This is a genomic window from Microcystis protocystis FBCC-A270 (genome assembly GCF_050500235.1).
GTDB classification, from domain to species: Bacteria; Cyanobacteriota; Cyanobacteriia; order Cyanobacteriales; family Microcystaceae; genus Microcystis; species Microcystis ichthyoblabe_A.
Genome location: NZ_CP191407.1, coordinates 2,245,463 through 2,258,581, shown reverse-complemented (window position 1 = coordinate 2,258,581; position 13,119 = coordinate 2,245,463). Strand labels below are relative to the sequence as shown.

General features: G+C 37.1%; 5 protein-coding genes. All 5 read left to right on the top strand.

What is annotated here, in order from left to right; genetic code table 11:
• The first annotated feature begins 21 nt into the window (after nt 1-21).
• A complete protein-coding gene (locus tag ACQY1X_RS11020; RefSeq protein ID WP_430015682.1) occupies nt 22-4,281 on the top strand; it encodes an SDR family NAD(P)-dependent oxidoreductase in 4,260 nt (1,419 codons plus the stop codon).
• A 244-nt stretch (nt 4,282-4,525) separates the two neighbouring features.
• On the top strand, nt 4,526-6,403 hold the full coding sequence (locus ACQY1X_RS11015) for an FAD-dependent monooxygenase (protein ID WP_430014557.1): 1,878 nt from the start codon (nt 4,526-4,528) through the stop codon (nt 6,401-6,403).
• A 123-nt stretch (nt 6,404-6,526) separates the two neighbouring features.
• Nucleotides 6,527-11,311, top strand: a complete 4,785-nt coding sequence (locus tag ACQY1X_RS11010; protein WP_430015681.1) for an amino acid adenylation domain-containing protein — start codon at nt 6,527-6,529, stop codon at nt 11,309-11,311.
• A gap of 39 nt (nt 11,312-11,350) precedes the next feature.
• Nucleotides 11,351-12,394, top strand: a complete 1,044-nt coding sequence (gene fni / locus ACQY1X_RS11005; protein ID WP_002753718.1) for a type 2 isopentenyl-diphosphate Delta-isomerase — start codon at nt 11,351-11,353, stop codon at nt 12,392-12,394.
• Nucleotides 12,388-13,020, top strand: a complete 633-nt coding sequence (locus ACQY1X_RS11000; RefSeq protein ID WP_430014555.1) for a LysR family transcriptional regulator — start codon at nt 12,388-12,390, stop codon at nt 13,018-13,020. The genes fni and ACQY1X_RS11000 overlap by 7 nt, the downstream gene beginning before the upstream one ends.
• The last annotated feature ends 99 nt before the right edge of the window (nt 13,021-13,119 follow it).

Here is a 13,119-nt window from a genome sequence, read left to right as displayed (position 1 = left end):
ACAGAATCGAGGATATTAGGTATGAGGACAGAACACAAAAATCCACAATTAAATTGTCAGAAATTAGCAGAAGTATTTTTATCAAATCCCTTAATTGAAGATTGCTATTTTATGGTACGGGAGGGGGAATTAGTCGCCTATATCGTTTCCTCTGGAGCTTGGAATTCTGAACAATTGTCCTCCGATTTACAGTCTCAGTTACCGGACAATCTTCTACCTAATATCTATGTGCAGATTTCCAGTTTACCCTTAACCGATAGCGGTGATGTCGATGAAACTGCATTAAAGAATATTGAAATTATCGATGATCATCAAGTTCAGGAAACAGAAGAAAAACTAGGCTCTTTGTCAGATATTGATCAAGTCGCTGTCGTCATGACTTCTAAAAAGAACAAAATTTTACCCCTACATCTATCAGAATTATTGCCCTTAAAAATAGAGAAAAAAAATGATCATCAAAAATCTGAAACCCCGATTCATCTGGTGATTCACACTTCTAACACTCAAGCTGGAATCAGTCACGGACAGCTTTTAGAAGAATCTGAACTTCAAACTAAAACCTTGGCAGAAATCCTCCAAAAAGCTGCTGAAAATTATTCAAATAAAGGGATTATTTATATTCAATCTAATGGATCAGAAGTTTTTCAATCCTATCAACAATTATGGGAAGAAGCTCAACAAATACAAGCCGGATTACAAAAGCAGGGTTTACAAGCTCAAGATAAAGTAATTCTTCAGCTATCGGAAAACTATGATATCATTTCCGCATTTTGGGGGTGTCTTTTAGGAGGATTTATTCCTGTTATTATTTCAGTGCCACCCAGCTATAAAGATTTTAATAATGAAATTCATAAAATTTCTCAAGTTTGGCAGTTGTTAGATGAACCTACTATTATCACAAATCAATCCCGTCAGCAAGAGATAAAACATTTAAAACAATGGTTGCCTAATCAAACCTTAAGATTGAGTTTTATTGAAGAATTAAAAACTTATTCTCCCCATCAGACTCATATTAGTCAACCGGATGATATTGCGTTCTTTAATCTAACATCAGGCAGTACAGGAATACCGAAATGTATCTCATTAACCCATAAAAATGTCATCTCTCGTGCGCGAGGAACAAACATCATTTGTGAACATCAAAACGACGATATTATTCTTAATTGGCTTCCTTTTGATCATATTGGAAGTATTTCAGACTGGAATATTCGCTGTGTCGAGTTAGGATGCCAAATGGTTTATGTTCAAACTGAATATATATTAGGTCGTCCTTTGAATTGGTTAGATTTAATTGCTCAATATCGAATTACCCATAGTTGGGCTCCTAATTTTGCTTATAATTTGATCAATGAAGCTTTAAAAAAAGAACCGGATCAAAATTGGAATTTAGATTGTGTCAAATTCTTTTTGGCAGCGGGTGAAGCCGTTTCTGGTCAAGCAGTTGGAGAATTTATTAACACCCTTCATCTTCAATATAATCTGAAAAAAACGGCGATGCGTCCTGCTTTTGGGATGGCAGAAATGGGGTCAGGAATTACCTATTATCAGCCGACAGAACAACAGCCATTACTCTTTCATACGGTTGATAAATCCTCCTTGAATTCTTCCTTAAAACGAGTCCATCCTGAACATCCCAATGGTGCAACCTTTACGGATTTAGGATTACCCATCCCAGGAATATCGATTAGAATTGTTAATGCTGATAATTCCCTATTACCAGAAGAAACCATTGGTCATTTACAAGTTAAAGGTCATGCAGTTTCACCCGGGTATTATAAAAACCCAGAAGCAAATCAAGACGCTTTCTTAAAAGATGGCTGGTTTAAGACAGGAGATTTAGCATTTATTAGTAACGGTCATTTAGTTATCACTGGAAGAAGTAAAGAAACCATTATTATTAATGGAGTGAATTATTATAGCCATGAAATTGAAACTGTAGTGGAAACTATTGAAGAAGTACAAGCGTCCTACACAGCCGCTTGTGCTGTTTATGATCCTAGGAATAGTACCGATCAATTAGCTTTATTTTTTAGTGCAGAAACCTTTGATCACCAGCATCTAGCGGAACTTCTGAAAAAGATTAGACGAAAAGTAATTAACAGTTTTGGCGTTAATCCTGAATATTTAATCCCCTTAAATAAAACTGAAATTCCTAAAACTTCCATTGGTAAAATTCAGCGATCGCAATTAACAAAACGGTTTGGAAATGGAGAATTTAATTCTATTTTAAAAGAAATAGATATTTTATTAGAAAACGATCAAACCATTCCTGATTGGTTTTACCAGAAAGTTTGGAAACCTCGATCTCCAGTTAACTTAAAACCCGAACTTTCCAAGTATTGTAGTTTAATTTTTCTGGATTGCTTGGGTTTAGGAGCATCTTTAGCAGAAAAAATTCAAGGGCAAAACTTACCCTGTATCACGGTTTTAGCAGCGGAAAAATTTTCTCAAATCAGTCAAAATTGCTATACCCTCAGACCCGGGACAGCCAATCATTATCAACAGTTAATGGCATCTTTATCCGAGCGAAAAATTATCCTTAGCAATATTATTCATCTGGGGACTTATCAAGACTATCAGGGAGAAATTTCAACAATTGAACAGTTAGAAAAAGCACTAGAAAAAGGAACCTATGATTTATTATTTCTAGTTCAAGCTTTAGCTAAAACTCATGATTTTAACTCAAAAATTCAATTGCTATTTGTTTCCAGTTATAGTCAATTTGTCATAGAAACCGATGAAATTGCCTATGAAAAATCTCCAGTTTTAGGACTGATCAAAACCCTAGCTCAAGAACTTCCTTGGTTAAATACTCGTCATGTTGATTTACCTCTGGATCAAACCGAAATTAATCTCAGTTATCTGCTGCAAGAACTATCGGTTTTATCCAAGGAAAGAGAAATTGCCTATCGCAACGGTAAACGTTTAATCGCAGGTTTGGAAAAAGTCAATTTACTTCAACACACCCAACAGGAATTACCCTTTAAATCAGGGGGAATTTATCTGATTACCGGAGGACTAGGAGGGATTGGCAGACAAATTGCTCAGTATTTGCTCAAAAATTATCAAGCTCGTTTACTGTTAATTGGAAAAACACCTTTACCAGAAAAACACCTCTGGAGTGAGTATCTCAAAACCGAAGATCAATTATCCTTAAAAATCAAAAATCTCCAAGCTTTAGAAAATCTTGGGGGACAGGTAATTTATCAAGCGGTAGATGTGGCTAATTTCCCTCAAGTTAAACAGGCTGTAGAACAGGTGAAAAAACAATGGCAAGGAGAACTTAATGGGGTGATTCATCTGGCTGGAATTTACAAAGATTGTTTACTTCTGGACGAAACTCAAGAGGGTTTATCGACAATTCTTCACTCTAAAGTAATAGGAACTTGGGTTTTACATCAACTTCTCAAAGAATCTCAGGGAATTTTTATTAGTTTTTCTTCCTTGGCTAGTTTTTTTGGAGGAGCGGCTTTGGGTTCCTATGCGGCGGCTAATAGTTTCCTTGAGTCTTTGAACAGCTATCAAAAATCTAAGAATTTGTTCCCCAGTTATTGTTATAGTTGGACAACTTGGCAAGAAACTGGGATTAGCCAGGGTTATCAGATGCAATACATAACCCGATCTCAAGGGTATTATGATATGACAGTGCGGCAAGGTTTAGACTCATTTCTAACCAGTTTATATCACAACCAAAGACAATTAATAATCGGTTTAGATGGGAGTAATAGCAAGATTAATCGTTTCACATCTAGGTCTGAAGGATGCCAAAAGTTAACGGCTTATTACACCCGTAAATCTACAGTTCAATCGGTCAATCTACCTAATCATGTTAGTCTAAAAGATCGATTGGGAACGTCCTATAAATGTCCCCTGGTGCTGCGGCAATCCCTCCCTATCAAGGATAATGGAGATATTGATAAGCGGCAATTACTCAAGGAACTCCAAGGCAAAGAAAATAACGAATTGATAGCACCCAGAACGGAAGCTGAACGTCAAGTTGCTAACATTTGGCAAAAGGTGTTAAATTTATCTCAAATTGGAATTCATGACAATTTCTTTGAACTAGGAGGACATTCCTTGCTGGCTAGTCAAGTCATCTCTCGTTTACGCGATGTTTTCTCGGTAGAATTGTCTTTGCACAGTTTATTAGAATACCCCACCGTTGCCAGTTTAACTCAAACGATTGAGGTGCTTAATGTAGCCAACAATAGTCAAAGTGTATCCAAAAGTGGTAAAGTTATGACAACAGCCTCAGAAAATTATGAAGAAGGAGAATTATGAAAATAGCTTAACTAAAATTTAAGCTTTTCAGATCCATTTTGGAAAAAAATGTAAAAAATTGTATCCATCACTAAAATTTATCATCCAGAATATGCTATAAATAGTCTCGGTTTAAAACAGTCTTTTTGTGGAGTATGTAAGCGGTTGCTCCCATAGCAACTGACTTTAACAATAATCACTCACTCCTCGCCATTGATAATTGTTGTTGGGTCTATAGTGTTTAGTCTTTGAGGGACTTAAATTTATGAAAACAGTTGAATTTTTATCGGATCTGAATCATTTAGGTGTGACAATTTGGATGGAAGGGGATAAGCTGCGCTATCGTTCTCCTCAAGGTGTTATGACTCCCGATTTACTCGAACAATTGAAAGAGCATAAAGAAGAACTCATCGTTTTATTGCGTGAACAAGCTGACAATTTTAGTTCGGAAACAGACTATGATGTGGCAATTTGTGGCGGTGGATTAGCGGGTTTAACCTTAGCGAGACAGTTAAAACTTAAACAACCTAATCTTTCCGTTGTTGTTCTTGATAAAATGGCTCGTCCTTTACCCGAAGCTGGTTTTAAAGTGGGGGAATCAACCGTTGAAGTTGGTGCTTTTTATTTAGCAAATACGCTGCAGTTAACCGATTATTTTAACAATCAACATTTATCTAAACTGGGATTACGTTATTTTTTCAAACCTCAAGAAACTGAATTTCATAAAAGACCTGAACTGGGATTATCAGAGTTTCATGATCCTAAATCTTATCAAATTGATCGGGGGAAATTAGAAAATGATTTACGCCAATTTAATATTGAAGCTGGAATTGATCTTAAGGAAAGTTGTTCAGTTCAAGACATCGAGTTTGCTGAAGGGCTACAGCAACAGCATAAAATTATTTATACTCAAGGTAGTGGAGCGAATCAAAAAACTCATTGTATTAAATCCCGATGGGTTGTCGATGCGATGGGTCGCCGTCGATTTATACAGAAGAAACTCGGTTTAGCGAAACCTAATCATAATAATTACAGTGCGGTTTGGTTCCGAGTTGAGTGTCGTTTTGATGTCAGCAATTTTGTGCCAGCCAGTGAAGAAAAATGGCATCGGCGTGTTCCTAATAACAACCGTTATTATTCTACAAATCATTTATGCGGTGAAGGATACTGGGTTTGGTTAATTCCTTTATCCACAGGTTATACCAGTATTGGCATTGTGACTCGTCAAGATATTCACCCGTTAAAAAATTATCATAACTATGAATTAGCCTTGCAGTGGTTAAGGGAAAATGAACCCGTTTTAGCGGCTCATTTAGAAGGTAAATCCCCTGAAGACTTTAGAAAGATGCCGAAATATAGTTACTCCTCCAAACAAGTCTTTTCCTTTGATCGTTGGACTTGTGTTGGTGAAGCCGGTTTATTTCCCGATCCTTTTTATTCCCCTGGTTCAGATAGTATTGGTTTTGGCAATTCTTTAACCACCCAAATGATTGAACTTGACCTTAAAGGTCAACTAACTCCCGAAAGAGTTGACGATGCCAATCACTTTTATTTAACCTATCACGATGGGTTAACCTTTAATATCCAAAATTCCTACAACTGTATGGGAAATGGGATAGTGATGGCAACAAAAATGATCTGGGATACGTTAGCTGGATGGACATTTGGTTGCTTAATGATGTTTAATTCCATCTTCCTTGACCCGGAACTTAAGATGAAAGTTCAACAGATTAATGCAGAATTTTTCCCTCTTTCCTATCGAATACAACAACTATTCCGAGATTGGGCAAATCAATCCCTGGGTCGGGTTAGCTTTGAATTTATTGATTACTTAGCAATCCCCTTTGTGAATGAACTGCGAACCCGGAATTTACAATCTAATAAAACCGAAGCTGAAATCATAGAAGCTTATCGAGCCAGCTTAAAATTATTAGAAGAATTTGCTCAAGTCATTTTTCAAATTGCCTTAGAGGATACCAGTCCCGAACTGTTAACTAAAATTAACGAACACCCCTGGTTAAATGCTTGGGCAATTAGTTTGGATGCCAGTAAATGGGAGACTGATGGGCTGTTTTCTCCTAAGAACGAACCTCGTAATTTACACAGCATTAAAAAACAATATTTAGAGGCAATAAACCGATAAAAATAGACGAATCAAGTTGATTGGATTTCTAACAGTAGCTCAAGTTAGGGCTACTGAACCCAGCCAAACATCACCCCCATTCCAAAAATACCAGAACATTAATTAAGGAAAAGGATACTATTAATGAAAGTCGCAGAATTTTTATCTTACTTAAATAGTTTAGACATCAAGCTTTGGCTTGAGGAAGAAAAGTTAAAATATCAAGCTCCCCAAGGAGCAATGACACCAGAAATTAAGCAAGAAATCGGGACAAGAAAACCAGAAATTCTCACTTTTTTAAGAAGTGCAACAACACCATCTAAACCCCTTGAATCCGTAATTAATAGCGTTGCCCGAACTGAAGATTTACCCCTATCTTTTGCTCAACAGAGAATGTGGTTTCTCTATCAGATGGATCGGCAAAATCCAGCTTATAATGAAGCTCTAACCATCCGTTTAACGGGACGCTTAAACATTGATATTTTAGAGCAAACGATTAATGCTATTATTCAACGCCATGAGAGCTTACGGACAACCTTTCCAATGGTTGAAGGAAAACCTATTCAAAAAATTGCTCCATCTCTGAAGATTAAATTATTAGTTGTTAATTTAAAAGATATCCCCCAAGAGCAAATTGACAAACAGATTATTGAAGAACTACAAAAACCCTTTGATTTAACCCAATCTCCCCTATTACGATGTACTCTGTTTGATCTGGGATATGAAAATTATATTTTAGTCAACGTCTTCCATCATATTATTATCGATGGTTGGTCAAAAGGCATTTTATTTAAAGAATTATCTAAATTTTATCAAGCATTTTTATCCAATTCAACCGTAAATTTACCCGAATTACCTATACAGTATGCGGATTTTGCGGTATGGCAAAGACAATGGTTACAAGGTGAAATCTTAGAAAATCAGTTAAATTATTGGAAAAAACAATTAACGGGCGCTCCTCCTTTATTAGAACTTCCAACCGATAAACCCCGTCCAGCTACTCCCAATTTTCGAGGTCATAGTATCTCGTTTCAAATTGACTCAGAACTCACAGAAAAACTGAAACTTTTGAGCCAAAAGTCGGGAGTGACTTTATTTATGACCTTACTGGCTGCTTTAAACACTTTACTCTTTCGTTATAGTGGTCAGGATGATATTTTAATCGGGACACCCACCGCCAACCGAAACCGACAAGAAATTGAACCTTTGATTGGGTTTTTTGTCAATACTTTAGTGCTGCGGAATTCCCTAGAAGGAAATCCGACTTTTTCAGGATTATTACAGCAAGCTCGCAATGTTGTTTTAGAAGCTTATGCCAATCAAGATGTACCCTTTGAGCAAGTGGTTGATGGGTTAGAAATCGAACGAAGTTTAAGTTATAATCCCTTATTTCAGGTAATGTTTGCGCTGCAAAATGCCCCCCTCAATGCTTTAGAATTACCCAATTTAAAAGCTCAATATCTAGCCGTTGAACAACAGAGAATTAAATTTGATCTTAGCTTAGTTTTAGAGGAAATCGAAACCGAAAAAGGAGCTTATTTAGAAGGTTTTTGGGAATATGATAGCGACCTATTTACTCCTGAAAGAATTAACCGCATGGTGGGTCATTTCCAAACTTTATTAAAGGGGATTGTAGCCAATCCTCAGCAAACCATCGGGGAATTACCGTTACTGACTGAATCGGAAAAACAGCAATTATTAGTAGAATGGAATCAAACTCAAACGTCTTATCCTGATCATTACTGTATTCATCAGTTATTTGAAGAACAGGTTGTTAAAACACCTGATGCTATAGCGGTCATCGATGGAGAACAATCCCTCACCTATGAACAGTTAAATCAAAAAGCCAATCAGATTGCCCGTTATTTACAAAAATTAGGGGTTAAACCAGATCAATTAATTGGGATTTGTGTCGAGCGATTACCCTTAATGATTATTGGATTTTTAGGAATCTTAAAAGCTGGAGGAGCTTATGTACCACTGGACACAAGCTATCCCGAAGAACGACTTGAATCTATCATAAATGATGCTGAAATCAAAATTTTATTAACGCAACAGCACCTCATCAAAAAACTACCAACAACAGTCAATCAATTGATTTGTTTAGAACAAGATGAAGACCCAATTAAACAACAAAGTAAACAGAATCCTCTCAGTCATGTTAACGCTGAGAATTTAGCCTACGTCATCTATACTTCAGGTTCTACAGGTAAACCTAAAGGAGTTGCTATTCCCCATCGAGGAGTGACTCGTTTAGTCTGTAATACTAACTATATATATTTAAAACCAACTGATAGAATGGCTCAGGTTTCTAATCCTTCTTTTGATGCCGCTACTTTTGAAATTTGGGGGGCGCTGATACATGGCGCACAGTTAATAGGAGTAGATAAAGATAGAGTTCTTTCTCCTGAAAAATTTGTTCATTTTCTCCAAAAATATCAAATTACTATTTTATTCTTAACGACAGCGTTATTTAATCAGTTAGTTCAGACTATTCCCCATGCTTTTCAAAGCTTAAGATATTTACTTTTTGGTGGCGAAGCAGTTGATCCTCAATGGGTCAAAGAATCCCTTAATAAAGGAACCGCTCAAAATTTACTTCATGTTTATGGGCCAACAGAAAGCACAACTTTTACCTCTTGGTATTTAATTAAAAATATTCCTTCAGAAGCTACAACTATTCCAATTGGTCGTCCTTTAGCTAATACAGAAATTTATATTCTTGATCCCTATTTGCAACCTGTTCCTATTGGTGTTAAAGGCGAATTGCATATTGGTGGTGATGGTTTAGCCCGTTGTTATCTCAATCGTCCTGACTTAACTGAACAAAAATTTATTCCCAATCCTTTTAGTCAAGATTCGTCAGCACGTCTGTATAAAACAGGTGATATAGTACGCTATTTAGCCGATGGGAATATTGAATTTATTGGACGGATTGATCATCAGGTAAAAATCAGAGGTTTTAGAATTGAATTAGGCGAAATAGAAGCCGTTTTATTTCAGCATCCTCAAGTCAAAGATGGAATTGTTATCGCCAGAGAAGATCTACTTGGAATCAAGCGTTTGTATGCTTATGTTGTTCCGAAAGATAAACAACTCACTCAGCCAGAATTACGAATTTTTCTCCAAGAAAAGCTGCCCAATTATATGATTCCTGCTTTCTTGATTTTCTTAGATGCTTTTACTCTTAATCAGAATGGAAAAATTGATCGCAGTGTTTTACCTAGACCAGAAATTGATGTTAATGAATTAGAAAATTATCTTCTTCCTAGTACCGAGAAAGAAACAATTCTAGCCCAAATTTGGCAGGAAGTTTTAGGGCAAAATCAAATTAGTATTAATGAGAATTTCTTTGAATTAGGAGGCGATTCAATTATCGCCATTCAAATTGTCGCTAAAGCTAATCAAGTGGGATTACAAATTACTCCTAAACAATTATTTAGTCATCAAACTATCGCTCAATTAGCCACCGTAGCGGAGACAACTGCTATCACTGAAATTGACCAGGGATTAGTTACAGGTGAAGTCCCGTTAACGCCGATTCAAAAATGGTTTTTTGAACAAAACTGGCCCGAACGTCATCACTTTAATCAATCTATCTTGTTAGAGGTTCCCAATAATCTACAACCAGATTTATTAAAACAAACTATTTCTAAATTACTCTATCACCATGATGCCTTGCGGTTACGGTTTGTGCAAAAAGGGGAACAATGGCAACAAAATCACAGCGATGATTGCAATAATTTCGCTTTTGAAAAGGTGGATTTATCCCATCTATCTTACCATGAACAATTGACCAAGATGGCAGAAATTTCTGAGGTTCAACAACGGTTACTGAATTTAGAGGAAGGCCCCTTAATGGCGGTGGTTTTCTTCGCCTTGGGTGAGAGTGGAAAAATGTTAATTGTAATTCATCATTTAGCAGTAGATGGAATTTCTTGGCGGATTATCCTCGAAGATTTCGTTACGATTTACCAGCAATTAGAAACCCAAAAGCCTCTGCAACTTCCTCCTAAAACCAGTTCTTTTAAAACTTGGGCTGAGGAACTGCAAAACTATGCGAAAACCCCAGAGTTTTACGCTCAATTCAAGTATTGGCTAAACCGTGATTTTTCATCCGTTTCTCCTCTTCCTGTAGATGTTCAGGGGGATGCCCAATCTAACATTGTTGCCCATGCCAAAACGGTCTCTTTCACCTTAACCGAAGAACAAACCCGCTTACTCTTACAGGAGGTTCCGCAAGCTTATAACACCCAAATTAATGATATTCTATTGACCGCTTTAGTCCAAGCTTTTGGCCGTTGGACAGGAAATTATAAGCTTTTGCTTGACATGGAAGGTCATGGAAGAGAGAATGTAATTGAATCCGTGAATTTATCTCGAACTGTGGGTTGGTTTACCAGTATTTTCCCCGTCTTTTTGACCTTAGAAAATCTTCACCATCCGGGTGAGTGTCTCAAGTCCATTAAAGAGCAGTTAAGACAAATTCCGAATCGAGGATTTGATTATGGAATTGGATATTATCTGAGTTCAGATTTAACGATTCAATCCCCGTTAAAAAACTATCCAAAAGCTCAAGTCAGCTTTAATTATTTAGGTCAATTTACCAGCCATCAAATCGGCGAGATAGGCTGGAAATTATCTCAAGAATCCACTGGTTCCATTCATAGTCCTTTGGGACAACGTTCCCATTTAATTGCGATTCATGGAATTGTGGTTGATGGGCAACTTGATATGGAATGGCAATATAGTGAAAATTTTCATCATCAAACAACGATCAAAAATTTAGCCGCTGCTTATCGAGATTCTTTAGAAAGCCTGATTAACCATTGTTTATCGGTAGAAGGAGGCTATACTCCATCGGATTTTCCCGATGCGGATCTTAATCAGGCAGAATTAGATGAACTGCTTTCAGAACTTGATTTTTAACCTCAACTTAATGTTTAACCCTCCTGCTTGATAACAACTATGCCATCACCTAATCTTCCCAGTGAAATTGAAAATCGTAAAAGCGAACATCTGCGAGTTTGTATCGAAGAAGATGTAGAATTTCAACAACTTACAAGCGGTTTAGAAAAATATCGTTTTACCCATTGTTGTCTTCCTGAACTTGACCGTAGCGATATTGAACTGGGGACAACCTTTTTGGGGAAATCTTTAAAAGCTCCAATTCTCATCTCTTCCATGACCGGAGGAACGGAATTAGCCCATTTAGTCAATACTCGATTGGCAATGGTCGCTCAACGTTATGGTTTAGCGATGGGGGTGGGTTCTCAACGCATTGCACTCGAACAACCGGAATTAGCGCCGACCTTTGCAGTCCGTTCTCTGGCGCCAGATATTCTCCTGTTAGCGAATTTAGGGGCTGTACAGTTAAATTACGGCTGCGGTTTAGAAGACTGTTTAAAACTGGTGGAATTATTAGAAGCTGATGCCTTAATTCTGCATCTCAATCCTTTACAAGAATGGGTGCAATCGGGAGGCGATTCCAATTTTAAAGGTTTACTCGCTAAAATTCAGCAAATTTGCGCTCAATTACCCGTTCCCGTCATCGCCAAAGAAGTCGGAAATGGCATCTCTGCGGTGATGGCCAAACAATTAATTGAAGCCGGAGTCGCTGCGATTGATGTGGCGGGGGCCGGAGGCACGTCCTGGGCTAAAGTCGAAAGCCAAAGAGCCAAAGACAACAGACAAAGGCATCTCGGACAAGTTTTTGCCGATTGGGGTTTACCTACGGCTGAATGTATTACCGCCATTCGGTCCATGAATTCAACCATTCCTTTAATTGCTTCTGGGGGCTTAAAAAATGGCTTAGACCTTGCCAAATCCATCGCTTTAGGAGCCGATTTAGGAGGGTTGGCTCGTCCGTTTCTCGTGGCAGCGATTGAATCAGAAGCCGCCGTTGATGAGTTGGTAAAATTTTTAATTGCTGAACTTGAAATTGTTTTATTTTGTACCGGAAATCCTAATTTATCCGCCCTTAAACATTCAGGAGCCTTAAAACTATGTTAAAGTTTTCAATGGAATTGTGTTATCCCCAGCTTGATGTCAAAACTTTAAGCGTTGGCACTTTTGGTTCCAAAGAAACCAGTAGTGAACAAACCTTAAATTATCTAATTTCTCAATGGAAATTACAACAGATTTCGGTTAATAGTTATTTATTTGATAGCTTTACAGATTTAAAAGAATCTTTACTCGAAAATCAGATAGATTTGGCGTTAGTACCCCATGCCTATGAAAAAATTAATGATTTCTATATGGAACCGAGTTTTAAACTAGGTTTTATCTTCACCTATCCCACACCCGTTTACGGATTAGCCAAGCGAAAAAATGAAGAAATCGTTTTAGAAAATTGTACCCTGGTTACTCATCCCGCTCCTCTTCCTTTACTTCCCTATTTATTACCAGGCGACCTGAATCAAAATAAGATGAAAATCAAATTTGTGAATTCTATCAGTGTGGCCGCTATTCAAGTTAAACAAGGGTTGGCAGATTTAGCCATTACCAATGAAAATGCCCTCCGAGAATATGATTTAGAATTTATTTCACAATATGGTAAAATTGAGATGAGTTGGTCTTTATTTCACAAAAAGGAAAACACCATGATTCAAAGTATTTATTTACCTGTGCATACCTAAAAAAGTTACCTATCCGATGAAAATAGTTGTCTTCATCACATAAAAATAATTGAAATTTAACCTCTCAATTTCATTTTGAACTTGTCCCCTAAAATCATG

Excerpts from the sequence above, each read along its gene's own strand:
- ACQY1X_RS11000 (WP_430014555.1), top strand. The coding sequence starts at position 12,388 with ATGTTAAAGTTTTCAATGGAATTGTGTTATCCCCAGCTTGATGTCAAA.
- ACQY1X_RS11020 (WP_430015682.1), top strand. The coding sequence starts at position 22 with ATGAGGACAGAACACAAAAATCCACAATTAAATTGTCAGAAATTAGCA.
- fni (WP_002753718.1), top strand. The coding sequence starts at position 11,351 with ATGCCATCACCTAATCTTCCCAGTGAAATTGAAAATCGTAAAAGCGAA.
- ACQY1X_RS11010 (WP_430015681.1), top strand. The coding sequence starts at position 6,527 with ATGAAAGTCGCAGAATTTTTATCTTACTTAAATAGTTTAGACATCAAG.
- ACQY1X_RS11015 (WP_430014557.1), top strand. The coding sequence starts at position 4,526 with ATGAAAACAGTTGAATTTTTATCGGATCTGAATCATTTAGGTGTGACA.